The organism is Lactobacillus sp. XV31L (assembly GCF_059900865.1).
The window spans coordinates 1-26941 of sequence record NZ_JBWXGC010000008.1; the positions used below are offsets into that span (position 1 = coordinate 1).

At 41.8% G+C, this 26941-nt stretch carries 23 protein-coding genes and 1 pseudogene; 5 read left to right on the forward strand and 19 right to left on the reverse strand.

The features are described 5' to 3' along the window. On the forward strand, positions 1-251 hold a 251-nt coding region (locus tag AC2JF7_RS06320; protein WP_500727848.1), incomplete at its 5' end, for a hypothetical protein. A gap of 156 nt (positions 252-407) precedes the next feature. Here the strand turns inward: AC2JF7_RS06320 and serS are convergent. From serS to AC2JF7_RS06335, 3 genes are all read right to left on the reverse strand, one after another. Further along, a complete protein-coding gene (serS, locus tag AC2JF7_RS06325; protein WP_500727849.1) occupies positions 408-1715 on the reverse strand; it encodes a serine--tRNA ligase in 1308 nt (435 codons plus the stop codon). Positions 1716-2081: 366 nt separating this feature from the next. Further along, the gene (locus tag AC2JF7_RS06330) at positions 2082-2618 is read right to left on the reverse strand and encodes a GNAT family N-acetyltransferase (RefSeq protein ID WP_500727850.1); all 537 of its coding nucleotides are present in this window, start codon (positions 2616-2618) and stop codon (positions 2082-2084) included. Then, positions 2618-3223, reverse strand: coding sequence for a TVP38/TMEM64 family protein (locus AC2JF7_RS06335; protein ID WP_500727851.1), 606 nt, complete (start codon positions 3221-3223; stop codon positions 2618-2620). The genes AC2JF7_RS06330 and AC2JF7_RS06335 overlap by 1 nt, the downstream gene beginning before the upstream one ends. Before the next feature lie 342 nt (positions 3224-3565). Between AC2JF7_RS06335 and AC2JF7_RS06340 the strand changes: the two genes are divergently transcribed. Next, on the forward strand, positions 3566-4354 hold the full coding sequence (locus AC2JF7_RS06340) for an alpha/beta hydrolase fold domain-containing protein (protein ID WP_500727852.1): 789 nt from the start codon (positions 3566-3568) through the stop codon (positions 4352-4354). Positions 4355-4505: 151 nt separating this feature from the next. Then, positions 4506-5882: an NAD-dependent succinate-semialdehyde dehydrogenase gene (locus tag AC2JF7_RS06345; protein ID WP_500727853.1), complete on the forward strand. Its 1377-nt coding sequence runs from the start codon at positions 4506-4508 to the stop codon at positions 5880-5882. 51 nt (positions 5883-5933) lie between these two features. Here AC2JF7_RS06345 and AC2JF7_RS06350 read toward each other — a convergent pair whose 3' ends face one another. The 16 genes and pseudogenes from AC2JF7_RS06350 to AC2JF7_RS06425 form a co-directional block, all read right to left on the reverse strand. After that, complete coding sequence (locus AC2JF7_RS06350; RefSeq protein ID WP_500727854.1) at positions 5934-6947, reverse strand: zinc ribbon domain-containing protein; 1014 nt, start codon at positions 6945-6947, stop codon at positions 5934-5936. 183 nt (positions 6948-7130) lie between these two features. Continuing rightward, entirely contained in the window at positions 7131-10121 is a 2991-nt protein-coding gene (locus tag AC2JF7_RS06355; RefSeq protein ID WP_500727855.1) for an MMPL family transporter, read from the reverse strand. A 5-nt stretch (positions 10122-10126) separates the two neighbouring features. Then, positions 10127-10699 (reverse strand): TetR/AcrR family transcriptional regulator, encoded by a 573-nt coding sequence (locus tag AC2JF7_RS06360; RefSeq protein WP_500727856.1) that lies wholly within the window; start codon positions 10697-10699, stop codon positions 10127-10129. 162 nt (positions 10700-10861) lie between these two features. Beyond that, positions 10862-11776, reverse strand: a complete 915-nt coding sequence (locus AC2JF7_RS06365; protein WP_500727857.1) for a serine hydrolase — start codon at positions 11774-11776, stop codon at positions 10862-10864. Between the two features lie 13 nt (positions 11777-11789). After that, positions 11790-12707, reverse strand: coding sequence for a magnesium transporter CorA family protein (locus AC2JF7_RS06370; protein WP_500727858.1), 918 nt, complete (start codon positions 12705-12707; stop codon positions 11790-11792). Positions 12708-12846: 139 nt separating this feature from the next. Continuing rightward, positions 12847-14141: pseudogene (locus AC2JF7_RS06375) on the reverse strand (extracellular solute-binding protein). Positions 14142-14412: 271 nt separating this feature from the next. Beyond that, positions 14413-15714 carry an extracellular solute-binding protein gene (locus tag AC2JF7_RS06380; RefSeq protein WP_500727859.1) on the reverse strand — a complete coding sequence of 434 codons (1302 nt, stop codon included), beginning with the start codon at positions 15712-15714 and terminating at the stop codon, positions 14413-14415. A 48-nt stretch (positions 15715-15762) separates the two neighbouring features. Further along, positions 15763-17055: an MBL fold metallo-hydrolase gene (locus AC2JF7_RS06385; protein ID WP_500727860.1), complete on the reverse strand. Its 1293-nt coding sequence runs from the start codon at positions 17053-17055 to the stop codon at positions 15763-15765. After that, positions 17039-17863 carry a carbohydrate ABC transporter permease gene (locus tag AC2JF7_RS06390; protein WP_500727861.1) on the reverse strand — a complete coding sequence of 275 codons (825 nt, stop codon included), beginning with the start codon at positions 17861-17863 and terminating at the stop codon, positions 17039-17041. The genes AC2JF7_RS06385 and AC2JF7_RS06390 overlap by 17 nt, the downstream gene beginning before the upstream one ends. Beyond that, positions 17864-18730, reverse strand: a complete 867-nt coding sequence (locus AC2JF7_RS06395; RefSeq protein WP_500727862.1) for a carbohydrate ABC transporter permease — start codon at positions 18728-18730, stop codon at positions 17864-17866. It lies immediately after the preceding gene. Further along, a complete protein-coding gene (locus AC2JF7_RS06400; RefSeq protein WP_500727863.1) occupies positions 18730-19815 on the reverse strand; it encodes an ABC transporter ATP-binding protein in 1086 nt (361 codons plus the stop codon). The genes AC2JF7_RS06395 and AC2JF7_RS06400 overlap by 1 nt, the downstream gene beginning before the upstream one ends. A 344-nt stretch (positions 19816-20159) precedes the next feature. Then, positions 20160-21041: a DNA/RNA non-specific endonuclease gene (locus tag AC2JF7_RS06405; protein WP_500727864.1), complete on the reverse strand. Its 882-nt coding sequence runs from the start codon at positions 21039-21041 to the stop codon at positions 20160-20162. Between the two features lie 102 nt (positions 21042-21143). Beyond that, a complete protein-coding gene (locus tag AC2JF7_RS06410; RefSeq protein WP_500727865.1) occupies positions 21144-22097 on the reverse strand; it encodes an exonuclease domain-containing protein in 954 nt (317 codons plus the stop codon). After that, a complete protein-coding gene (locus AC2JF7_RS06415) occupies positions 22094-22930 on the reverse strand; it encodes a Sir2 family NAD-dependent protein deacetylase (protein WP_500727866.1) in 837 nt (278 codons plus the stop codon). Before AC2JF7_RS06415 ends, AC2JF7_RS06410 begins: the two co-directional genes overlap by 4 nt. Continuing rightward, positions 22931-23578 (reverse strand): DUF421 domain-containing protein, encoded by a 648-nt coding sequence (locus AC2JF7_RS06420; protein WP_500727867.1) that lies wholly within the window; start codon positions 23576-23578, stop codon positions 22931-22933. A 12-nt stretch (positions 23579-23590) separates the two neighbouring features. Next, entirely contained in the window at positions 23591-24040 is a 450-nt protein-coding gene (locus tag AC2JF7_RS06425) for a DUF3290 domain-containing protein (RefSeq protein WP_500727868.1), read from the reverse strand. Positions 24041-24275: 235 nt separating this feature from the next. On the opposite strand from AC2JF7_RS06425, the gene AC2JF7_RS06430 reads away from it, so the two are divergent. Together AC2JF7_RS06430 and AC2JF7_RS06435 are read left to right on the forward strand one after the other, a co-directional pair. Further along, positions 24276-25190, forward strand: a complete 915-nt coding sequence (locus tag AC2JF7_RS06430; protein WP_500727869.1) for a proline-specific peptidase family protein — start codon at positions 24276-24278, stop codon at positions 25188-25190. Positions 25191-25471: 281 nt separating this feature from the next. Beyond that, positions 25472-26881, forward strand: coding sequence for a DHA2 family efflux MFS transporter permease subunit (locus AC2JF7_RS06435; RefSeq protein ID WP_500727870.1), 1410 nt, complete (start codon positions 25472-25474; stop codon positions 26879-26881). Positions 26882-26941: the final 60 nt, after the last annotated feature.

A 26941-nucleotide genomic window follows, 5' to 3' on the forward strand; every position in this document is an offset into this window, starting at 1 on the left:
ATATTTTGCCAGTTCTTTATCCTCTTGTCAAGGACTTTTTTCCGGCCCGCTCTTGCTCTTTATTAAACAACAGCGCTTTTTATCTTACTAAAGCTGCTCTTCTTTGTCAAGCGCTTTTGCTTAAGATAGTGGTGCCTGAGTTGCTAACTTTGTTGACTGGCTCAAGCACAGATAACACTTTACACTTTTTAACTTTTTTCGTCAAATTGACTACTTTGTTCGTTATTTACACTAATAAGATGCAAAATTAGTTTTTCTAATAACTATTAACCCTGAACTCACCCAGTCTGGCGCTATTTTATGATAGATTATTCGTAATATCGCGTTTAGGGGCCCATTTTAGCTCACAAAAAAATTGCTTTTTTACGAATAAAAAAGGAACCATACTAAAAGTTCCTCCTTTTATTCTATATTAAACTAGCTTCCTTGGTAATTTTCTTCATTCCGTTCATGTATGGCACTAAAGCTTCAGGTACCGTAACTGTACCATCTTCATTTTGGTAATTTTCCAAAATGGCAGCAACAGTCCTGCCAACAGCTAAGCCAGATCCATTTAGCGTATGCACTAATTGCAGCTTGCCATCCTCATCCCGGTATCGTATTTGCGCACGACGAGCTTGAAAATCAGTACAGTTTGAACAACTGGAAATCTCACGGTACTTGTTTTGGTTTGGCATCCAAACTTCCAAGTCATAAGTCTTGGCACTTGTAAAGCTGGCATCTCCAGTTGATAAGGCAACCACATGATAAGGCAAGTCCAGCTTTTGCAGCAAATGTTCAGCGTTAGCTGTCAATTTATCCAGTTCGTTCCATGAATCTTCTGGTTTGCAGAGTTTGACCATTTCAACCTTTCTAAATTCATGCATTCTAATTAATCCCCGCGTATCACGGCCAGCAGACCCAGCTTCGCTTCTAAACGCAGGAGAAAGAGCAGTAACACTGATTGGTAATTTATCTTCGTGAATTATTTCGTCACGGAAGTAGTTAACCAGTGGAACCTCTGCAGTCGGAATTAAGGTTAAGTCACGGGGTTTGTCCGGATTATCATTATCAACAATCGTATAGACATCTTCGCGGAATTTAGGAAACTGGCCCGTTCCCTGCATCGAATCATCGTTAACCAAGTAAGGTGGGATTATTTCCGTGTAACCAGCCTTAGAATTCTCATCTAAGAAGAAGTTGAATACTGCCCGTTCAAGCAGTGCGCCAGCGCCCTTGTAGTAGACAAAACGTGCGCCAGAAACTTTGGCCCCGCGGTCCCAGTCTAAAATATCTAAATCTGTTCCAATTTCCCAATGCGCCTTTGCTTCAAAAGATAGTTTTTGGGGATCGTGCCACTTGCGGACCTCTTGGTTATAGTCTTCATCTGGACCAATTGGAGCAGAATCATCTGGAAAATTAGGTAGTCTAAGCAATATATGCTTTTGTTTGGCAGTCAGGTCGTTAACACGGTCGTCCAATTCCTTAATCTGTGCACCAACTTCACGCATCTCCTGAATTGCACTCGCAGCATCTTCCTTATTGCGCTTAGCTTGGGCAATCGCCTTGGAAACCTTATTGCGTTGTGCTTTAAGTTGTTCGCTGCGGCTGAGACCTTGACGTCGCTCTTCGTCAATCTTGATTAATTCATCTAGTTCTTCCGGTTTAATGCCTCTTGTAGCAAGCTTTTCTTTTGCCCATGGCAGCTTTTCCCGAATCACTTTAATATCTAGCATTTTTCAACCTCCATAAAAAAAGCCAATTCATCCCTCTCTTGGGACGAATTGGCTCTACTTGGCTTCGCGGTACCACCCAGTTTCAGCCACCCAAAAGCAGCTGCACTCTTTTTAGCGATAACGGTGCCGCAAACCCGTGTAATTGTTAATTACCCACTTGATAGAATCTGGAAACGATCGTTGTTCGCTTGCACCAAAATGCGAACTCTCTGTAAAACAATCTAAGGATTCCGTGTTTGCAACTATTTTAAGCTATTTTCTCTATTTACGCAAATAGTATTTTTTAACATGTAAAAGCTATTAATAATCTCATTTAACAAGCCAAAAGAGAAGAAAGGAAGAGTCTTTAAGAGATACTCTTCCTTTTTATTTATCATTAGTGCTGGTCAGCCACTCTTCTCGTTTTAGCAGATAGTATTTTTCCTCATAATTAAATAAGTCGGTAATTTGACCCAAATCAACTGCATACATAAATTTGAAGCCTAGCCGTTTGAGTAACTTTTGCGAGCGGTCATTTTGCTTGAACGTGCCGGCCCAGATTTCTTCTTGCTTTAACTGCTTAAAAGCAAAGTCAAATAGTAGTTTCAGCGCTGCAGTCATGTAGCCGTGCCCAGAAAAGTCTTTATCCAGCAGAAAGCCAACTTCTTTAGTTTTTAGCAGGTCTCGTTCATTAGTTCCCCGCTCATACAACTCAACTAAGCCAATCGGACTAGTAGCGCTATCAAAGCAAACTGCATAGCTATACTTTCTAGCTGCATATTGGCCTGCAGCCACTTCTGCATCTGCGATATTTCGATACTGTCCAAAGCCAGCCATCTGCTGGTAGTACTTGTCCTGTCCCCACTTCAACAGTGTCGGTGCATCGCTTGCTTTGAAGGGCCGCAAGTAAATCTGAGCTGTCATTATTTGCCAACCAGTTTGAGCAGCCAGCCCATTCCGAACTTAAGAGCAAAACTATAGGCCGCAATTGTCCAGGGCTTACCCAAAATAATAATCCAAAAGTAGGTCCAAAACTTCATGTCAGTCAGCCCTGCTAGCAGGCAAAGCACATCATCTGGAGACATCGGGGCTACGATACAGATTGCAAAGAACCAGTTGAACTTATGCTGGTTTTTCGTCCACTTCATATATTTATCAAGCGTATCTTCAGAAACAATATGCAAGATAAAGGGCCGGCCATAAAACCTGGCCAAGAAAAAGTTGATAATTGACCCCACACAGACGCCAACATAGTTATACACAAATCCGGCTACAGGCCCAAAGAAAATGACTCCTCCTAGAAGCGATACGCCCCCAGGAATGATGGGAATAACCACTTGAATTATTTGAATTAAAACAAAAACCACCGGTCCAATAATCATTTTATCCGCCAAGTATGCTTTCATCTTTGCTTGGCTGGTAAAGATCCCTAACCGGTACCAGTAAATACATAATAAAACAATGATGATCCCACTGACTACGGTTAGAATGTTGATTAACCTGCGACTGGCTTTAGCTGACAGATGCATAGTTTACCTCCAGTATTACGCTTCATTTTACCAAAAAAAGCAGCCCATGATTAGGTTTTAAGGATATTAAATATAATAATAACTATAATTAACTAATCGTAATGGTGCGACCAACAAAAAACTTTAGCCAGTTTTGTTGGTTCATCCCTGCTACTTCAAAGATATTAACTGCTTGCTTAAGTTTGAGTTGAATCATTTTACCTACATATTGACTTTTAGAGCAAAAAGAAATCTGCACTTTAACAATATCTTACAACAAATGCTTACTTGAAATAAAAATGATTTATGTCCCTTTTTTAAACTATAATAATCTTAAAAACTGAAGTTGAAAGAGGCATACAAATGACTAAAATTATGAACAACATTATTTACGACAAACAAAAGCAGTTGGCAGTCGACATCTACATGCCTGATGCCAATAAAAGCAACGACCGAGTACTGCTTTTCTGGCATGGTGGTGGCTGGATTCGCGGCGACAAAGAGGATCTCACAGACTTAGGCTCTAAGATTGCTGACCAGGGTTTTACTGTTTTTATTCCCAATTACTCCCTTGCACCTAGATATACGTATCCGGCGGCCCACCAGGACAGCGATAACTTTGTCAAGTGGCTGCTTAAAAGCAGTTACATCCACCAAGCTTCTGGTGCAGACAAGAAAGTCACGCAAATTGGGGCCAGCAGTGGCGGCGTGATGGCACTTTATCTGGCTGGCAAGTATGGGTTTCTCACTGTTACCTGGTCTGCCCCTGTTAACTACTCAGATTGGATGAACGATCATACTAGTGTCAAACCTGCAGTTGATGCTCAAAATGAACTCGGCTTAACCAAGCCAGATGATATCAATGCCTCCTTTTACAAGTATTTTGCTCTGACTTACGCCGGGCAAAATGACCCTAAAATATTTAACAAGCTCGATGCTGAGGCATATGACTACCAAAAGTTGACCCAACTACTAATGATTAACTCTACTGACGAACTTACTCCTGTTAAATACCTGCTGGCCTTCGTCAACCGGCTGGCTAAAAATGGACATGGCGTTGACCTCAAAATAATCCCTGGAAACAAGCATGCAATGGCTTATGCCAAGCAATACCTAATGACATCTTTAACCTATCTTGCCGGCGCAATTTAGCTTGGGATTTAACGCTGTCGAGGCAAACTTACTTATTAATAATTAGTAAAAGCTGAGCCAATAATTGTTGTCTTCAGTGAAAACGTTTTATAATTAACACAGAAATTAAATGTACTATTCTTTTAAAAAATAGTTTTAAGGAGATAACAGTATGGCTAAATATCAATCAATTAACCCGTATACTAATGAAAACTTTGCCAATTATGACAATCCAACATCCAGTCAAATTGAAGAGGCCCTTGACCTAGCCCATGCCCTATATAAAAAATGGCGTCACGAAAGTCCCGAAAGCCGGTCTAAGATTCTGCACCAAGTTGCAGAAAAATTGCGTGAGCACAAGGACGAAATGGCTGAAATAATGACCCGTGAAATGGGCAAGATGATTGAAGAATCAAAGGGTGAAGTTGATTTATGTATTTCAATCTGTGATTATTATGCAGACCATGGTCCAGGAATGCTGAAGCCGCAGCCAATTGACTCAGAATTAGGCAATGCTTACTACCTTAAGCAAGCAACCGGTGTTATTATGGCTTGCGAACCATGGAACTTCCCTCTTTATCAGGTAATCCGCGTCTTTGCACCTAATTTCATCGTTGGGAATCCTATTTTGCTTAAGCACGCACATAATGTTCCTGGTTCTGCTGCTTTGACTGCCAAAATCATTAAACAAGCTGGCGCTCCTGAAGGCAGCTTAATCAACCTATATCCTAGCTATGATCAACTAGATGCAATTATCGCGGACCCGCGTGTCCAAGGCGTGGCTCTGACTGGTTCAGAACGTGGGGGCGCTTCGGTTGCAGAAACTGCTGGCAAGAATCTGAAAAAATCAACTATGGAACTTGGTGGCAACGATGCCTTCATTATCCTGGATGATGCTGATCCTAAAGTGCTCAAACAGGCGCTGAAGTCTGCTCGGACATACAATGCTGGCCAAGTATGTACCTCATCCAAGCGAATCATTACTGTTAAGTCGCACTATCACGAAGTGCTGCATGAACTAACGGAAAGCTTTGCTAGTCTCAAGCCAGGTGATCCCCTAGATTCTAATACAAGCTTGCCGCCAATGAATTCTGCAGGAGCTAAAGAAAAATTGACTAAGCAAGTTGAAGCAGCTATTGCTGCAGGGGCCAAAGTCTACTACCAATATCCTGAAATCAACTCTGAAGGTGCCTTCTTCCGCCCATTGATTTTAACCAATGTTGACAAGGACAATCCTGCTTTTGACCAAGAATTCTTTGGCCCAGTTGCAATTGTTTATGAAGTTGCAGACGAAGATGAAGCTATTGCACTGGCCAACGACTCAAGCTATGGATTAGGGTCCTCAGTTATCAGTGCCAACGTTGAGCATGCCCAAAAGGTTGCAGCTCAAATCGAAACGGGTATGACCGTCATTAATGGTACCTGGATCAGTTCCGGCGAATTGCCCTTTGGTGGTGTGAAGAAGTCCGGCTATGGTCGCGAACTAAGTGACTTGGGCATGATGGCCTTTGTTAATGAACACCTTGTAATTGATATGCCAACTAAGTAACTTTAATTTAATAAAACCAAAAAACTGGACTTCACAGTGAAGCCCAGTTTTTTATTGCTTGCGGTATTTTTTACTGAATAAGTTGTAGCCAGCTAGCACTGTGGTCATGAAACTGGCTAATATTAAGAAGTAAGTTGATGTTCCAATTGAGACTGCATAAAGCAGCAGTTCTCTGGTAATACTATTCAAGAAACCTCTGTCAACAGGGGAACCATTCACTATACGGAGGATTAAATAGGCCAAAAAGATCGTTTCGATAAGAGATAGAATAAAGGCGAAAAGTTTGTCCTTTTTGCTGCCTTTCAAAGTTCCATATATGACTAGCAAGGGAATAAGAACAATGAGCAGCCAAATTATGCAAAGCAAGATGCCAGACAAGAAGGTTGTTCCAGATGAAAACAAGCGGCCAGCCAAGTTGAATATAACCCGCGTTATTGACATTTTGCCAGTATAAGCAACGTCTACAACCGAGGCACCTGATCCTGCAAACATGACAATGAGATTAATTGCAGCCATTAGCACTACTAGAAGCTGCACATAATTAAAGTGCCGCTTAACATCGGCTGTTTCCCCAGCTTGCCTGCGGCTATGAGAAGCAAACTTGCTTTTTTCCTTTGTTTCTTCAACATTATTAAACATGTTAGAAGCAACCTGGTTTAACTTTTCAGTTAGTCGCTTATCAACAGTGTAACGCTCAATTTTTTCATCATGCGTACAGACAAGATACAACCAAATCAGTAAGGCAAAGAAGCTGATCCAGCCAATACTACGTGAAAAACTCATTACTAGTAGGAGCAAGATTCCCAGCAAAAAGACAATCATACTGTTAGCGCGAATCCATTCCAGCATCCTTTGAACGATCAGGTTTTGCTTTTCAGGGTAAAATTCTTGCCGATAAATTTTCCGGCTAACAATCTTCTTGCCCGTTTCCTCATTTTCATATCTGGCCTGCTGGTGTTCATCTGAAAAAAAGGTGTCACGATACTTTTGCAGGTTAAAGCGACAATTTGGACAAAATTTATCTGTATCTGCAATTGGCTGGCCACAATTTGGACAAGTAGTCATAATTATGCTCCCTTTACTCCTGTTAATACTTAGTAAGTTAATCATAAAACAAAAAGTACAATAAAAAAACTTCTTTGTCACACATTTGGAATTAATTTAGGTTGGCTTTGCAAGTAATTAGATAATAAAAAAGATTGAAAACACTAATATGAGTACTTTCAATCTTCCTTTTTAGCAAAATTATTATTTTTTGACGTGCCTGCCCTTATTCCAGTGAATACCTTCATAAGTTAGCTTAACGCCGGCTGACAAGGTGACTGGCATGATAAAGACCAGGATAACCAGGCCAATGATTACTGCCAAGGCAACCTCAATCAATGTTGGGATACCAGATGGGATCAACGCGGCAAAGGTACCGCCTAAGATAATTGCAGCCGAAACAACAACTGTTCCGATAATGCCACACGCCTTCAATATCCGTTCACTCGGTCTGCCACCTTCAAGGGCGCGATAACGAGTCATCAGGAAGATACTGTAGTCAACTCCCAATGCAATCAGCATGATAAAGCCGAAGAAAGGCGTATTCCAAGTCAGCATGCTCTTGCCCAAAGTGGCTTTTACTACCCACTCGCTAATTGACAGTGAGCAGAAGTAAGCAATGAGCAGAGTCCCTAAAATATACAGTGGTTGCAAAAGCGACCGGGTAACAAAGATCAAAGCAATGCCGATACCAATTAACATGATAGCTGCAGTTCTAATAAAGTCCTTGTTAGCTACATCTTTAACGTCGGCAATCTTAGAACTTTGTCCGCCCATAGCGACTGTTGCTTGGTCAAGTCTAGTGCCAGCAAGCATCTTTTGGGCCGTTAAACTAAGGTCATGCGACTTTTTCGTCGCCTTAGTAGCACTAGGGTTTGAATCAAAAACTACAAACATCATTGCTGACTTCTTGTCAGGACTGAGGTAATTCTTAATTGATTTTTGGAACATGTCGTTTTTGATAAATTCTTTAGGAATATAGAAGGTATCTGCAGCAGAAGAGCTAGCCAAGCTAGTTAAATACGAGGCCCCTTGGCCTAATCCACTGTTAACGTCATCAACGCCTGAAGTAATCTTAGGCATGCCATTAGCTAGTTGGCCCGCACCCTTGTTGAGTTGGCCAGCGCTAGAATTCAATTGACCGATACCGGAGTTCAGTCTGCTTGCACCAGAATTTAACTGGCCAATGCTAGAGTTAAACTGACCAAGGCCACCATTCAGAGTTGATGCCCCGCTATTCAGTTGGCCTGATGCAGTTGCTAACCTGCCGACGCCAGATTGCAACTGGCCCATTTGACTAGAAACGTCTGGCATAGCAGCAGAAGCTTGTGCCCAGGACTTTTCTAGTGCGGCACCGGCAGCCTGCATAGCGGCCATCTTTTGCTGCTGGGTCATTCCTGGGATGCTGCCAATGCTCTTGGTCAGATTTTCCTTGTAACTCTTTTCTAAAGTTGCTTTTGCTTGTTGCTGAGCAGCTGCCATGCCTTTAGTTCCATTAGCTAGTTGCGAATTTAATTGGTTAAGGCCACTAGTCATTTGCTGCGTACCACTTCGCAAGCGGCCTGCGCCATTTTGCAAACGACCTGCACCATTTTGGAGCTGACCTGTGCCACTTTGCAGTTGCCCTGCACCACTTTGCAATTGACCTGTGCCGCTTTGCAACTGACCAGTACCACTGGCTAATTGACTAGCTCCTGAGCCCAGCTTTTTGCTTGCCTTGCTTAGCTTGCCTAGCCCAGCACGTGCTTGATCAACTCCCTGGTTGACTGTATTTAGCTGGTTCTTAACATATAATTGATCGATGCTTTCACCATATGGCTGGGTAACTGAAGTAACAAAGGAAACGCCCTTGGTTGCCTGGAGCTGTCTGGTTAATTGATCAAGCAGCTTTAAGTCTGCCTCATTATCAAGCCGGTGCTTGCTCTTAATGTACAAGGTTGATGGTTCTGCCATTCCTTGTGAAAAGTGATCTTCAACCACCAACATCCCAGCCTTAGCTGGAACACTATCAGCAATTTCATCGGTATCATCATAGTTTAAGTGACCCGTGTACATTAACCCAAATGGCGTCACCACAACTGCCAATACAATTAAGTAGATAATCGGGTGAGCCAAGGTGCCTTTCGATATGCCATGCCATAACTTATCTTCATGTTCACCAGTAAATTTCTTTACTGGCCAGAACATTTTTTCACCTAAAACTGCCATAAAGAACGGATTTAGTGTCAGCAGCACGAGCAGCAAGGCAGCAACCCCAACTGCTACGCCCACGGCTGAACGATAAATTGAAAAGTTGGCTAGGCTCAATGCGGAAAAGCCAATTAAAATCGATGAACCAGAATAAAGAATAGTCTTGCCCGCCACCTTCAAGGCATCTTTCATAGCTTTATAGCGGTCCAGACCCAAGCCCAGGTTCTCCTTAAATTTATCATAGAGTAAAATATTGTAGTCAGTACCAATTCCGAACAAAACAATAATCATGAAGACTTGGGTAAAGTTGGAGAACGGGAAATTCTGGTATTTAACTAAGTTGGTCACAATCGAAAAAGCAGTGATAAAGGACACGCCTACCGTAAGTAGCGAAATCAACGGCACGATTGGCGATCTAAAGACAATAACCAAAACGATGAAGATGAAGACAATAGTAATTGCCTCTGTCTTCTTGATGCCCTCTTGAATCGCATTTGAAAAGGCGTTTTGCAAAACGTCTGCACCTGTAACGTAGGTCCGAATCCCAGCAGTCTTAACCGCATTAGTGATCTGCTTGTCAACTTCGTTGATTGGGCCATGTTTTTTGGCAACGTTAATCTGCATCACCCATGTCGTATTGTCTTTTGATTTGAGTTTTTTGCGGGTTGCGATATTGTCATCAGGAGCCAGAACATCTTTGATGCCGTACTTATCCTTGTTTTCTTTCAAACTGGCAACAGTAGCGTTAATCGCCTGCTCATCATCTGGCGTCAACTTGCCCGTTTTCTTATTGAAGACAACAGCAATTTCATACGTGTCTTTTTTGGTCGACTTCCACTCTTTTTGAATGGACTGTGCGACTTCACTTTGAACGTCTGCGGGTAAGGAAACATTTGAGTGCTCGCGTGTTAACCCCGTAATGTCAGGCAAAGCCACAACTGAAATAATTAAAATTAAAATCCATGCAATTAATGAAAATATATGGTTCTTTAATAGTTTTTGCACTCTGCTTATCCTCTCTCATCTTGCAAAATATTTTTAGGTAGAACTAGTTGCAAAATCAGTTCATGGTACCCTTGGTTGGCCTCGGCAGCAGTTTCACCCGCAAATGACGCAGACACATCTAAGAAAACGTAGCCAAGCACCGCACCAATTAAGGAATGGAGTGAAACTGTACTGTCACTGCGAAGGTTCAACTTATCAGCCAGCGCAATCACATTCATAATCTCTTTGGTAATGGCATCATCACGCTTATACTCATTGAGGTGGTAGAGAATGCTGAATAATGCAGGATCATCCAAAATAAAATTACGAACAATATCCGCAAACCTAAGCAAGGCATCTTCACCCGAAAGCCCCATCAAGTTCTCAACTAGCTGCTGCCTTAAGGTCTTAATTCTGCTAGCACCAACAAGCGATAATAACTGCTTGCGGCCTGAAACATAATGGTAAAGAGACTGTGAGCGAACGCCTAGCTGCTTAGCTAGGCCGGGCAGAGTAGTTGCAGACAAGCCTTCTCGCCTAATCATCTCTGCCGCCTTAGCAATCACTTTATCCAAGTCAAGACTTCTCTTTTTGACCAATTTCACCCCTCCTTTAAATAATACAGAGTACAATATAACACTACATCTTGAAGAATACAATCTACAAACTGTAAATTATTTTTAAACAGATAAATAGGCCCTTTTATCAAAATTGGGCCTCATTTTATTCAGTAGTAAGTACTGCCTGCTTTTGCATTTATTCTATTTAAAAAAACTCGCCACTTTCTTGCCTAGCTTGACAAAATTGCGGTCATTATTGCTCCACACGCTGATACAGTATGCATGACCGTGGGATTGAACTAATGCAACACTAGATTTTTCGTCACCAATGCCATAAACCAAGCCACTAGCAGACCGAACCACCTTAGCCTTATTTTTAACCTCATTTAGTGCACTTAAGACCTGATTAGAATATTGCCGACTCAGTGTTTTATCCCGATAAAGGTTAGTCATCACCTTGGCCAAGTCGACTGCTGTTGTCCTGCTCGTTGGGCTAGACGTATATTTTTTGCTAAATTTCGTGTTGACGCCGCCCATCTTGTGCATAATCCGCTCAAGGTTTGCTGGCTTAATCTTGCGCACTAAAGCATTGCCAGCGGTTTTACTGCCCCGCATCATTGACTGCTTTAAATAAGAAACACCATAACCAATGCCTGGTTGAAGCATCCGTTCACCCTTAGCGCGATCAACCTTTTTAACTTTAACAACTGTATGTTCAGACAATTTGCCATGTTGCTCTTGGTAGGAAATTGCTGCCAGCAAGAACAGGCGACTCGTCCCACACACACCATGTGTTTGCGAGGAGTTAGCCACCTGTGCGAACTTGCCAGTTTGCAGATCCTGGACAACTACCTGATAACTCTGGTCTTTGCCCATTACTCGCGCAACCTTATTTGCCCACTTTTTGTCACTGCCTGCAGCCACCTTAACCTGAGTAGAATATTCAACTCGGGCCACTTTGGGCTCGTGGACCACCTTGCCTTTTTTAGTCTTAATAACTTGCTTGGGACCCTCGACTGCTAAATTGGCATTTTCTGTCCTTTTTAGGCTAGCTGAATAAAGCATAAATGCCAGTAGCGTGGTGATTAGTGAGCCAATAAGAATCTTGTTTTTCATTAGTCTGCCTCATCTAAAAGAAATGGTGTCGCTTCATTAGGAAAATCAGCCAAACCATTAAGAAAATCATTATAACCGTTATTATAATCCAATCAGAAGAACTGTGCCCGACCGGTAGACTGACATTCATACCATAAAAACCAGTTAAAATGGTCGGAACAGTTAAAACCAGGGACCAAACCGTCAAGAACTTCATCGTGTCGTTCAGATTATTATTCATCATGTTGTTTGACGTTGCCGAAAGTGTATTGGTAACTTGCTGTGAAATTTTAACCATTTCTGCGGACTGGTTAGATTCAATTAAAACATCATCCAGCCGCTCACGTGCCTGCTTGGTAAAGTCTAATTGGGATAGCTTCAGACTATGCAGCATCATCAAGTTGGTTTGAATTGAGCTTGACAGGTAGACTAGACTCTTCTCAATATTTGATAGTTTGACCAAGTCCTTATTATCGATATTATCAGACAATTTCTGGTCCAAGCTGTTGCGCTGAACATCCAGCTGCATAACTGCACGTTGGAAGTATTGCGACGAAAACAGCAAAAACTTCATCAACAATTCTGTCACATCCTGAGCCTTAGAAAGCTCTTGACGCATCGGCAGGTCATTGAATTCATCAAAAACATAGCTGGTCGCTTCTATATGAAAGGTAAAAATATTCTCTTCCAAAACTAAAAAGGTAACCGGGTGGGCCGTAAAATGCATAATCGATTTGGTAGGCCAAATTGGCACATCGTAAACCAGCAAGTGTATATGCGTGTGTGTGTCATAATCATAGTGTGGTCGCTCATGACGGTCAGAAATATATGAAATCATTTCTGGAGTGAAGTTGAATTCATCTTGCAGCTTTTCGCTGTCTTCTTCATTTAGATTGTTGATATCGTACCATCTATACTTGGTTTCCACCGGAAACTTTTGCTCTTTAATCATTTTTACACCCCAGGCTATTAAATTTAACTGGCAGCCTTGTCAGTTTTGCACCTATAATATCTTAACATTCAAGTGGAAAACGACCAATAAAAAACGGGCATGAGCCCGTTTTTTTAAGAGATTGTCAAATCTTTATTATTTATTGTTGCCAAGCTGCATCAAACTTAGTTTTACCTGCCTTAATTGCCTTGTCCACATTCCGGTTTTTCTGACCAGAAATCAAAATGGATTGCATAATTGGCGTTAATTGACTAAAGGTTGCACTAGAATCTTTAATTACAGGAATGCTGTATAGCGAGTTGCTGGCTAAGATTTCCTCCAATTTAGCCGGCAATTTAAACTTCTTGTTAGCCTTGTATGCCTTTGAAGTGGCTGCCTTTTCATTAACCGGTATATAGCCTGTTTGCTTAGCCCACTTAACCTGATTTTTCTGCTCGCAGAGAAACTTCATAAACTGGAGGCTGCAGCCTTTTGCATTGCACTGGCATGATTAAACATGTATATGTCTGTTCCCTGCTGCATCGTATACTTGCTAGGGCGGGCTGCCACTTCATATCTAAAGCCCTTTTGGGCAGCTTGTTGGATCCAGGTCTCCGTTGAGGAAGACGTCACAAACATTGCTAGTTTATTGTTGGTAAATGGAATGTAAAGGTACTTGTCTGAACCTGGCATTCTTAAGTAGCCAGCCTTTATTCTAGCAACGTAAAAATTAATCAGCTTTTGAGATTGGGGACCGTCAAAGTCAATCTTACTAGAAAAGTTTTGTCCTTGGTTCTTCATGCCCAAAGCATAGTAATTATTTAAATCATCAAAGCCAGCTCCCACCACTTGGTGCTTGCTCTTTTCATAGATTGTCCGAGCCGCCCGACTTAATTCGGCCATTGTCTGGGGTGCCTTCTTAATTCCATATTGTTTAAGCATGGTTGGATTATAAATCAAGACTTCAATTGACTTGTTGAAGGGAATACCATATTGAACGCCATCGATCTGAGCGCCTGCAAACATTTCCTTCTTAATGCCAGAAGCAGACTTGCCACCCCAACCCACTTTTTCGCTATTAATATATAGTGTTAAATTAACCAACATCTTATTTTGTGCAGCACTCCGGAGCCAACCCGGATATGCTTGGGTAATGGTTGGTAAGTTGCGCGGAGACTGCAAAGTGGAAGTCAACTTTGCTTGCAAATCATCATAGCTTCCCTGTTCTTCAAGTTTAATCCTGATCTTAGGATGGGTCTTTTCAAAGTCGGCTGCTAAAGTCTTCAGGGCCTTTTCTTGGGCTCCCTGCATGCCATGCCAAAAGACCACCGTTGTTTTGGCTGTCACCTTGGGTATTTTAGTGGAATTCGAAGTCGAATTCTTTGAACAAGCAGCAGTCCCTACTAATACTAGTCCTAGAGCAAGAAGAACTACCAGCTTTTTACCGCGAATCATAATGTTTTCCTCCAAAAGTATTTACGTGCTGCTCATCATCATCTAGCAAGCGCTGGTTATTATTTTATAGCAGCAAGTTACGGAATACAATAATAGTTTGACTTAAAATTCGCTTTTTTTATTGTTTTTATCATGTTTTATTGTAAAAGTTCGGCTTTATCCGTTTTTTCAGCAGTTTGCTAAAATTTTGTTTCCCTTTCAATCTGTTTCGTGCAAACAAAAAGGCTTGCCTTCAAGACAAGTCTTTTTAAATCAATTTGTTATTTAGTTTTTATTGTTTCCAAGCAGCATCAAACTTTGACTTGCCTGTATTAATGGCGCTATTCACATCTTGGTGCTTTTGCGCAGCTGCAAAAATATTTTGCATGATTGGGCTAAGTTGGCCATACGCAGCACCAGCATTCTTGACAACGGGAACACTGTAGAGGTTCTGCATTGCACTTTCCAGTTTAGCTGGCAATTTAAGCTTTTTATTGTTCCGGTATGTTGCCGAATTAGCTACGGCTTGGTTGACTGGAATGTAACCTGTTGCATTTGCCCACTTAAGTTGGCTGGACTTTGACACGAGGAACTTAATATAGGTAAAGGCTGCAGATTTTTGTTCAGCTGTTGCATGATTGAACATGTAAATATCAGTACCCTGTGACATGGTGTATTTGCCCGGACGCGGTGCTACATCATAAGTAAACCGGTTGCCTACGCCTTGCTTGACGAATCCTTCACCAGCAGAAGTACCAATATACATTGCTACCTTTTGGTTGGCAAATGGTCCTGACAAGTAGTGCTCTGAACCTGCTACTCTAAAGTAGCCTTTCTTAATACCGTCAGCATAGTAGTTAATAACTTGCTTAGACTTGTCTCCTGCAAAGTCAACCTTGCTGGAGAAGTTAGTCCCATTGTTCTTCATTCCTAAAATATAGTAGTTAGCTAAGGCATCAAAGCCGGCACCAACGACCTTGTGCTTACTCTTAGTATAGATAATTTGGGCATCCTGCTTCAATTCATCCATTGTAGCTGGCGCTTTTTTAATGCCATACTTCTTAAAGAGATCAGCATTATAGGTTAAGACTTCAATTGACTTGTTAAATGGAATTCCATATTGGGTACCAGAAATCTTAGCACCATCTAAAAGCGCTGGCTTAATATCAGAAGCCTTAGCACTGCCCCAACCAACATCTTTATTATTAATGTATGGCGTCAAGTCAACCAACATCTTATTCTTAGACGCGGTATAAAGCCAGTCCGGATATGCCTGAGTAATAGTTGGCAAGTTGTTTGGTGACTGCAAAGTCGAATTGATTTTGGCTTGCAAGTCCGGATATGCGCCTTGATTTTCAAGCTTGACCTTGATCTTAGGGTTTTCTTGTTCAAACTCTTTTGTCAACTTTTTCAAAGTATCTTGCTGTACACCTGTCATACCATGCCAGAAAACAATATTGGTTTTCTTTGATACTTTGGCAATCTTTTCCGAGTCAGAACTCGAAGAAGACTTGCTGCCATTCGAACAAGCAGCAGTGCCAACCAGTGTTAATCCAACGGCAAAAACAGCCGCAAGTTTCCTACTAAACTTCATTTGGTAAAACCTCCCAAAAAATAAAAACTAAACAACAATTTTGATTCACTAAAGCGTAATTGTTTCATTGCGCTTTGGTAAAATCCGTTTTCCAAATGGGTTCTCTTCCAGCTCCGGATGCAATGTGTGCACCGGTATCAGCAATTTTGGCTGAACTTCCCCAATAATTTCCTTGAGTTCTTTTTCGTCTGCGTGGCCGGAACAGCGCAAAGCCTTGAACTCAATATTTTTATCCGCTAAATCCTGCAAGAACGGTTTATAAGCCGGGTCAAAGTCACCTAGCGGTTCGGCGTTAGAATGAATATAGAGACCCCGCGCTTGTAAACTAGCATAGTCACCAACTACTTGCCAGAGGTATTCGTGATCGTCATTAAGCAATTCCTCATATGGAACAGCCAATTCCGGCTTAAGATCGGCAAATATTTTCTCCCCTGGCAAGTAGTAGTACGGATAATCTGTTCCCAAAGCCTTAAGCAAGTGAGCACGCCCTGAATGCAAGACAACCTGGCGCGGCGAATCAGCTATAATCCGTAAAAGCCGTTCCACATTGGTCGGGTATGTATTAAAGGTAATCTGGCGTTGGGGATTATCTTCTTGCAGCTGCACAATCTGAGCAATCAATTCCTTTTCATTTCGCGGACCCGTGAATTCTTCGCTTTCTTGATCATGCTTTTCTTCTGGCCAGGAAACACCTGTCCCCTCAATAATGAAAACATCGCAGTTCTTGGCAGCTGCCAGGAACTGGTGGACCCATTCAGGGTGGTAGCCATGCAGGCGAATATCACCAGTATAAGCAATTTTTTGGTCTGGAGTGGTAATAATTAAACCAGTGGCTCCATATGCATCGTGGTCGCTAGGCCAAACTTCAAGGGTGATATCGCCCACATGTATTGGCTCGCGGTATTTAGCAGCTATAATAGGCCGCACATAACTAGCATCATGGCCAGCTGCAGGCAATAAAAAATCCCCCTGCTCATTGAGCGGTGGCAGCATTTGTGCTGTAATTGGTCCTGCATAAAGGGGAATTTCAGGTGCCAAAAAGTTCATTGCCTTGCTGTGATCAAGGTGCAAGTGGGAGATGTAAGCCGCCGCATGTTCCCAGCGTTCAGTATCAATTGCTTGACCAGTTAGCTCGGAATCATAGAAGTCTGGTACATCGCCAATCAGCTGATTATCAATTAGTGTCTGGTACTTTTCATCAGGCAAGGCGAGTTCGGGCCGGTAAACTTCACCCAAGTCGAATAAAACATGTGACTTACGATAAGCTACTTCAATCATCGGTCCACCAATTGTCGTTAGGCCGTTATAAAAAGTAATCTGGGTCTTATCCCTTAAGGTCATTGCGTACCACTCCTTTAATAATTTGTTTTCTAAAAATTAAGTACAAAATCAAAATTGGCAAGACAGTCAAGGTGGCCGCAGCAAGCTGCAACTGGGTTTCACTGCCTGCATCAGACGCAAAGGCCGACAAACCGTTGTTTAAAAGCCGCATCGTATCTTCATTAGTAACTAAGAGTGGCCAGAGGAACGAATTCCATCCTGAAATAAAGCTGAGCAGACCAACAGTAAACAATCCGCCCTTAGACATCGGTACCAAAATTTTCCAAATGTAGTCCCAGTCACTCGCCCCATCAATCATGGCTGCCTTGTAGATGGTACTTGAAATTGAGCCGAAATAACTCTGCAAGTAGTACATGTAGAAAATCGAGGTCAAAAATGGCAGAACCAAACCAATGTAGGTATTAAGCAGGCCCATATGGGCAATCGTATTGTAATTGGTAAAAATAATGGCTTCACCTGGCACCATGAGCAAGGACAAAAGAACCAATTGCACTATTCCCTTACCCTTGAAGCGCAGATTGACCATGGCAAAGGCACCAAGCAATGAATTAAACAAACTGACAATCGTAGTCACACTAGCTGTCAAAACGGTATTAAAGAAGTAGCGGGCAAATGGCGCCCGGGCAAAAACCTTAGCATAGTTAGACCATTCAAAGTGGTGCGGAATCAAGGTTGGGGGAATTGATGTTGTTTCTTGAAAGTTCATCAATCCACCCAAAATCATATAAATAAAGGGAAAAATTGTGATTACAGCGAAGATGAACAAAATAATGTAACTGACCAAAACACCTATGCGAATCCGTTTCATCTAATTTTCTCCTATCTTCTTCATCATCTTGCGTTGCAAGAAAGTTGCAAACAGGATGATGATGAATAAGACAACCGTTGCTGCCATTGCCACACCCGGGGTACCAACAATCTGGAACTTATTGTAAATATAGAAGACTGCAGTAGTACCGGAATTACCCACTCCAGCTTGGCCATTAAATAAGGCATAAACCGAAGTATAGATTTTAAAGGACCCAATAATGTTCATTGTTAGCAAAAAGGCAATCGTTGGAACTAATTCAGGCATGGTAATGCGCCAGAACTTGTCCTTGCCACTGGCACCATACATGTCAGCCATCGTATAAAAATTCGGGTCAATATTGCGCAAAGCACCCATCAAGATGACAATATTAAAGGCCAAGGAGGTCCAAATACCAAAAATGATGATGGTTGTGAGCGACATTGCCGGATCATCAATCCAATCAGGTGCTGGTAAATGCAAACTTCTAAGCAAGAAGTTGAGCATGCCATAGTCGCCATTAAAGATATAACGAAAGACGATTCCAATTGCAATAGTTGAAGTCACATAAGGCATGAAGAAAGTAGTTTCAAAAAAGCTCTTATGTTTGACCTTATCAAAAATGATCCAGGCCAGCATTATCGAAATGGCCAAACCAATAGGAACCGAAACCACAGCATAGATGACTGTATTTTTAATCGCCTGCCAAAATTCTGGGTCTTTGAAGATGTACTGGTAATTACTGAGGCCAGCCCAATTTAGGTCAATCAAAGAGCCCTTTTGAAAACTCATGCCAAAAGCACGCAAGATTGGATAAATGCTGAATAAAGTGACAAAAATAATCGTTGGCGCTAAAAAAAGCCATGCTTTTTTCTGGTTAGTTTTCATTAGTAAACGCGCTCCCCTTGCGGTGTAAAGAGAAATATTCGATTGAGTCGCATTTGAAAGCTGATTTGATCACCTGCTTTAACGGATGATTCCAAGCTAACCAAAGAGCGAATCTGAACTTGGTCATAGGTAAACTTAAGAATCCGTTCACGCCCAATCAATTCCACATCGTCAATCCTTGCATGAAGAAAACCCTCTGGGTCAGGCAAAATGTTTTCGGGCCGCACAGAGAGAGTATATTGTCCATTTGCCAGCGGATGTTTGAAGCGGGACTGGTCTAAGTCAGCAAGTTTAATCGTGAAGTCACTTGCCTTGATTTCATCGTCTGTCTTGGTCACTTTAAAGTTATCTATTACCGGATTGCCGACAAAGTTGGCAACGAAGTAATTGGACGGGTCTAGATAAAAGCTTTCGCCCTGGTCGTCCTGCTGGATAACGCCATCATTAAACAGGATGATTTTGTCGCCAATCGACAGTGCCTCTTCTTGATCATGAGTGACAAATAGGGTAGTTATGCCTACTGACTTAACCAGTGAACGAATTTCTTCCCGAATCTTGAGTCTCAGCCTGGCATCTAAATTGCTCAAAGGTTCGTCCATCAATAAAATCTGAGGTTCCTGTACTAACGCCCGGGCAATTGCCACTCGCTGCTGTTGACCACCCGATAAGTTGCCTGGCTTCTGGTCAGCTAGTTCGTTAATCTGGGTCAATTCCATGTACTTTTCGGCTATCTTTTGGGCTTCTTCTTTAGTCTTCTTGTTCTTGCCTACTACAAGCGGAAACATTACATTTTGCAGAACAGTCATATGCGGATATAAAGCATAATTCTGAAAAACATAGCCAATATGACGATTCTTGGGCGCAACATTCACCATCGACTTGCCATCAAAGAGAATTTCGCCCGACGTCGGATTAAGCAACCCTGCGATCATGTTTAAGATCGTCGTTTTACCACAACCTGAAGGACCTAAGAGACAAACAAGGTCACCTTTTTTTACAGAAAAGCTGACATTTTTAATGGCTTCATGACCATTATCATAGACTTTCCTGAGGTTCTTAACTTCAACAAATTTGTTGTTATCCATAAACTCCGTACCACTATATTAATATTGCTTTACCTGCTAATTGATTTATCGACTTAATTTTAAGATAAAATTGAGTCGAACACAACTATTCATACTTCACAAAAATTCGTAGTTTGCCCAAGGCGGTGGACTTTTATAGCACAATAATTAATTTTTGGACAAAAAAGATGAATTATTATGAAGCATTACATTTTATTGTTCTGTTTTTGCACCCTTTATTTTCCAAAAATAATTTTTCCCTCCCATTACGCTTTTTAATTCCAATCATTCAATATTATTTGGGTTCCTACTTAGACCAGTTCTTATTTATAAATAAAAAGACCACTGCCCATGCAGTAGCCTTGCTAGTAATTCACTTCTTTAACTTGCACCTCTTTGTCAACTTTTGCCCGACCATTTTGGTAATTAAAAGAAAAACCCGGCTGAATATTAAATAAATAAACGTTAAAGTCCAAGCTGCCATCAGTTGATACGGCTTGCAAGTTAATGCCCCGAGCCATCAACTCATCCTCCCGAAAGATGGGGGTCGCTTGGTAGATCACCCGCTTATTCTGGCGTAAGGCCTGGTGCACCCGCCTTTCAAAAATAGTCTGAACCCGTTGGTTGGAAAAGGCGGACTGGGTAAACAAGTTTTTAGGATTGTTTTGGTCGCCAGACAGGTTGTTGGGATTATAGTTGCCAGTCAAATCAATACCAGCAGAAATCGAATAGGCAATCAGGTGACCCCGATTATATATTTGTTCCCCATTACGACGGTTATAGTGCCAGCCTGTGGGTTCTACAAACTGGCGCACGCGTAAACTATCATTGGCAACATTGCGTTTTTCTAAAAAAGCAGTATTAGAATGCGATGTGCGGTTTAACCCGTCTAGGTTAGCGTAAATAACGCGGTTGACCCGCCAAGCATTCTTGATCAGAGTGGATTTGTCATTGTTAATAGGAATATAAGCGGATTGACCACTCTTAAAGTTTAGTTGCGCTAGCTTTTCATAGTCCTGCTTGGACAGACCACCATAGACCTTGCCAGCGGGCTTGGCCTTATTAACACTAGCAGCTTTATGACTGGTACTTTGCTGGTTGGTTATCTGCTCAACGGTCTGATGACCGCTTGGGTCTGCACCGCCTTTGGTCGAAACGAACCACAAGAAAAAGAGGATAATGATTACCATTGTCCAAAAGTCATTGCCACTGTTTCTTCTGCTTCGTCTTCTTCGCCTGCGTGCCATTCAAAATGCTCCTTGCTTAATGATCATTAAGTATAGCTAATCGAACTTTTGTTTGCAATATGTAGCCAAAAAAAGCAAGATTACTCTTGCTTCTTGTTTGACTTAATTTCGGGCCCATTCATCAATCATATTCAGGAAATAACTCTCAGACAAGCGCTTAATCTTGCTGCCAGCCTGGTTATATTCTTGGGCCCTTTGCCAAGCCTTGTTGCTTTTACTGAAAAAGCCCTTATCATCCAAAATCAAATAATCCGTATCGGCTTGAACAGTCGAATGAGCCTGACCACCCATATTATTGACCATCAATGCTGCTTCCTCATTATCCATCCCTAGCTCATCAGCAAAGGCAATTTTTTTGTTATTGACTGGGTTACGGAAACCACGTTCCCAAACTTCTAGTTCTTCCACTAGCAAGTCCTTATTCTTAATTTGGGCTTGGGCCTGCTGAAGCAGCTGCTCATCAAAGTGCTCGCGAAAGTCATCGTAAACCTTCATCGTGTCAATTGAATCGGCTAGACCATGGTGCTGCTCTGTTTTTGCAATGCCAGCACGCTGCAAGCAGTCAAGCAAGCGGTTGTGCTGGCGTGGATAGTATACACGAGCTAAGCGCAGCACGTCCACATAATCATTGCTTAATTCAGGCAACTTGAACTTATGAGCTAAGTCATACAAAAAGTTCAGATCAAAGTTGACATTATAACCAATAATGATGTCATCACCAATGAAGTGGCGAAATTCAGTCATTGCGGCTTTGACTGGTATCCCCTTTTTAAGGAGCATCTCCTCTGTAATGCCATTAAGCTTGGTAATAAAGGCAGGCACCCGGTTAGAACGCGGGTATACGACTAGCTGGCTATATTCATCTACGATCTGGCCCTGGCGCACTTTAATTGCACCAAGTTCGGTGACATGATCGCGATAGGGATTAAGGCCAGTAGTTTCGATATCGAGCATCGTATAGTCTTGGATAAAGGCCGGGCGTTCCTGACCCTTGCCCCGAATCTTTTCTTGAGCACCGGATACATGCAAAAGGCCATTCTTGATAAAAATACTCATTGAGTCCTCTCCTGCTTTTTGCTTAAACCGTGCAGCAAAGTTTTTGTATCAGCATTCACACCAGCACTACGCCCTTGGATTTTCAAAGGCAGCATATCTTGCTTTAAGTCAGCTGCCACGTATGACCATTGCGGAAACTGCTCAACCAGATGAATGATCGGTTCCAGCAGCCGCGGGCTTGTTTGATCAACGCCTAGTTCCAAAAAGACCACCTTTTCCTCTTCGTTACCAGTTAAAAACCAACGAAAACGGGTATTAGCATCAGTCTCTGGGTAGAAATGATCACTAAGCGGCATGTGAATCTCCATTGCTTGCCCACAGACCTCGCACTTGGGCACAAGTTCATCCATTGCTGGTTGGTCTTTGGGAGCAACAATTTTTTTAACTAGTTCACGATCATCTTTAAGTCCATGGTTAACGCCACTTGAGCACTGCATCATGGTCCAATCGCCAAAGGCATTGAAAATACGCTTGTCGTTAAACCCGGCACTTTCAAAAAAATGACCAAAAGTTGAAGTTGCAATAAAATATTGTTTCTGCCCCAGCAACTGTTTAAGTTCCCTCATAGTTTGGCTAGGCTGATAAGCAAGCGAATAATGATTAATCAATTCACTCCACAAGCGCCACTGCTTGGCCCACGACTGCGACTTGAGGTCAAGGGCGGCTCCCACTGAATGCACCTTGTTTGCTTGTGCCAGCTCAGGAAAGTTCTGATCAAAAGATTCTTGACCTAGGAGGTCCAGGCCCTCTATTTGAGCCAAGCCGTTGCCGGCAACAACAATTATAACGTCAGCTGCATTGACTAATTTTTGAGCCTTAGACAAATTTTCCATTTACTTCTCTTTCTTATTTTGGTTATAACCGGTGAAGGCCACCTGGTCTTTTTCAATATCGGCCAAGAAAACATCTTTAGTATCACTGAAGCCGGCAGCTTTAGCTTGCGCATTCAGCCAGTCTTCATCTTTGTCAATTAATTCTAGAACCTCTTGGTTGACTTGGCCGTCACTAATTAATGGGAAGCGGAGGTCTTTTTCATCCTTTTTGATGACTGTTAATTGGCCATTCTTTTCAAAAATACAATTTTTGACTGCTTCAATGGAATATATCCCCTGACTGCGCAATTTGAACATCAATTCATTAGCGGATAGGCCAGCAGCTAAACAGTTATTGACCAAGATTTGACCATTTTTAATTATTTGGATCGGTTTACCATCAATTATACCGCGAACAAAGTTGCTGTGCTCACGGGCGAACTTCAAGATAAAGACAACCAAGGTCCAGACGATTAATACAAGCAAAAATTGCAGAACGGAAATATTGGCATTATAAATCACACCACCAATAATGCCACCAAGAACGTAGTTTTGGAGCTGGTCCAGGGCTGTAGTTGGCGCAATGTTGCTCTTGCCAAAAACGTTAATTTGAAAAATTAACGTTAACACACCTAAAACAAATTTAATAAAAAGTTGCGTATAATCCATACTGATTTCCTCCTAATTCTTGACGTTCACTTCATGGTTAATAACATGTGCTTTAGTCAAAGAATAACTGTTATTGTCATCATTCAAATTCAATTGATAATCGGTGTCCTTTGAATTCAGCCTAACAATAATGCCGTCGCGCAATGTTGTTGAACTAACCAGCACATCTTGATCAGACACGCCATGATCCTTAGCCACTGCCTTAATAAAGGGTGCTATTTGTTCAGTTTGCGACTTATTTACATTAGTTTGGACATATTTTTCATATTGCGTACCGACAAACAATAATAAAAAGAGCAGTGCAATAATACCTAAGTCGCGATAGCGTGTGTCGAAGCGATGGCGCAAGTACAGGACGATAAAAGCAATCATGGTTAAAGCAGCAACTGCAATTAATGCATATAAAATCGTCTTACTAGTATTTTGATTTTGTTCAATATATTTAAGCGTATAAAAATTCATAATAAGGTCTCCTCCTTTAATTATTTTACACCGAAATATCTCACCAAGGTGTTTTTTAAAATTGCGGCAGTGAAAAGAATATGGAAAATATTTTTTATTTCACCCAAAAACATTTTTCAGTAAACATCAGAATATTGTGCGCGCTGCAGTGGACAGGCTGGTTCCAGCACTTAGTTTTGTTTTCAATTATAGATGAGCTAAAATAGAAAATAAGCGTTAAACAAAGGAGAATTATATGAAAACAGGTAGCAAAATCATCACGTTAGACAACGGTTACCACCTTTGGACCAACACACAAGGGCATGGCAATATCCACCTGCTTGCCTTGCACGGCGGTCCCGGAGGCAATCATGAGTACTGGGAAGACACAGCTGACCAGCTTAAAAAGCAGGGGCTAGATGTCCAAGTAACCATGTACGACCAACTGGGCTCGCTTTATTCTGACCAGCCAGATTACTCTGACCCCCAGATTGCACAAAAGTACCTTACTTACGAATACTTCTTAGATGAAGTAGATGAGGTTCGCTCCAAGTTGGGACTGGACCACTTTTACCTGATCGGTCAAAGCTGGGGCGGACTTTTAGTCCAAGAATATGCGGTCAAATATGGCGACCACTTGAAAGGCGCCATTATTTCATCGATGGTTGACGAGATTAACGAATACGTGGATGCAGTCAACCGGCGGCGGCAGGAAGTTCTACCTCAAAGCGAGATCGACTTCATGCATGAGTGCGAGCAAAATAACGATTACGCCAACCAACGCTACCAGGACGATGTCAACATTTTAAACATCAACTTTGTCGACCGTAAACAACCCTCCAAGCTATACCACCTAAAAGACATCGGTGGCAGCAGTGTCTACCAGGCCTTTCAAGGTGATAACGAATTTGTCATCACAGGTAAGCTGAAAGAATGGCATTTCAGAAACCAGCTCAAAAATATCAAGGTGCCAACCCTGATTACCTTTGGCGAAAATGAAACGATGCCGATTTCCACAGCCAAGATTATGGAAAAAGAAATACCTAATGCTCGCTTAGTAACAACTCCTGATGGCGGACACCACCATATGGTTGATAATCCTAACGTTTATTACAAGCATTTGGCTGACTTCATCCGGCAAGTCGAAAACAACAGCTTCAAAAGCAAATAATCTACCACAGCTCCAATGTTGGAGCTGTTTTTTTTTCGTAAAAACGACAAAATTGTGATTAGACTGGAATAATATGTGCAGAATCCGCTGACATTTAAAACCATGCTATTACTAAAACCGGCAATGAATTAATATTAGTCGCTAGGCAAGAGCTTGGACCAGCTTTTGACCTTGCAAAGAACTTTATTAAATTTATTCTTTTAAAAAACTTACGAAAATTTGGTCTTTTTGTTACGATAATCAAGTTGCTCTTAAGAGCAAAAAAGTGAGAGGAGTTTTTTATGAAAAATAATCAAGCAAGGATACAGGTTAAACGCCCTTGGTTGGCAATGATGAGTATGATGATCGGGGCCTTTGTGGGCATGCTGTCCGAAACCTCATTAAATATTGCATTGCCGCAATTAATGAAGGCATTTAACATCAATTCTGGTGCTGTCCAGTGGCTTGTTACTGGCTACATGCTGGTAATAGGGGTTATTTTGCCCTTCTCAAGTTTGTTGACTAAGTGGATTTCTACACGACAATTAGTAATTATTGGTCTACTTGACTTCATCGTCGGAGCAGTTATTGCAGCCGTTGCACCTAACTTTACCGTTTTGTTAATTGGTCGAATGATTCAAGGACTGGGAACAGGGCTTATCTTGCCGTTAATGTTTACAGTTGCTATGTTGATTTTTCCACCTTACAAAATGGGAACAGCCATGGGCGTTTGTGCCCTAGTTATCATGCTGGCACCAGCAATTGGACCGACTGTCACTGGCATTATTCTGGGCAAGTTATCTTGGAACTGGATCTTTTGGTTCTTTATTCCATTCCTAGTAATTGCTTTGGTTTGCGCAATTGTAGGACTTCCAAACACTGGTAAAATCACCAGACCAAAAGTGGACCTTCTTTCGTTGATTGAGTCTGTCGTTGGATTTTCAAGTTTAGTAATGGGCGTAAGTTTTGCCTCAAATATGGGCTGGACTTCCCCAACTGTTTTAATAATGTTGGTAGTTGGCATTGTGGTGTTAGTTTTGTACGCACATCGTCAATTGCACTTAGAACAACCAATCATCAATCTTCATGTCTTTAAAAAGACTGCCTTTGCCCAAGGTGCACTTTGCGTCATGTTGGACTTTGCAATTATTTTGTCAGCAATGTACTTGTTGCCCCAATACCTGCAAAAAGGCTTGTTACTACCTGTTGCCTTGACAGGCATGATTATGTTGCCAGGTGGTATTATCAACGCAGCTGTTTCAGCCTTTGCAGGACGTTTGTTCGATTCTATGGGTGCTAAAAGGCCCGCTGTGACAGGATTTGCTATTGCTATTATTAGTACCCTGATGTTGATCTTTTCACACAGCAACTCGCCAATTGCTTATGTGATTGCAGCCCATATTATTTTGATGATTGGTTGCCCGCTAGCGATGTCACCTGCACAAACCCACGCCTTAAACTCGCTTCAGGGAGCAGAGTCAGCTGACGGCAGTACCATTTTAAATACTATGCAACAAATTATCGGTGCTGTGGCAACTGCACTTTCAACTAGCTTTTTAAGTCTAGGCCAAAGTGCCTATCAAGGAACTAACAAGGCTGCCCAATTTACCAATGGCGTACATTACGGCTTATACTTTCCTCTTGCTTTAGCAATCCTTGGTCTGCTTATTGCATTCACATTGAAGCCAGAGCATTCTACTGACGCACATTAGTGGTTTAATTGCATGAACTTTTAAAATTGTATGACAATTCAGCACAAAAGTTTACTAGCA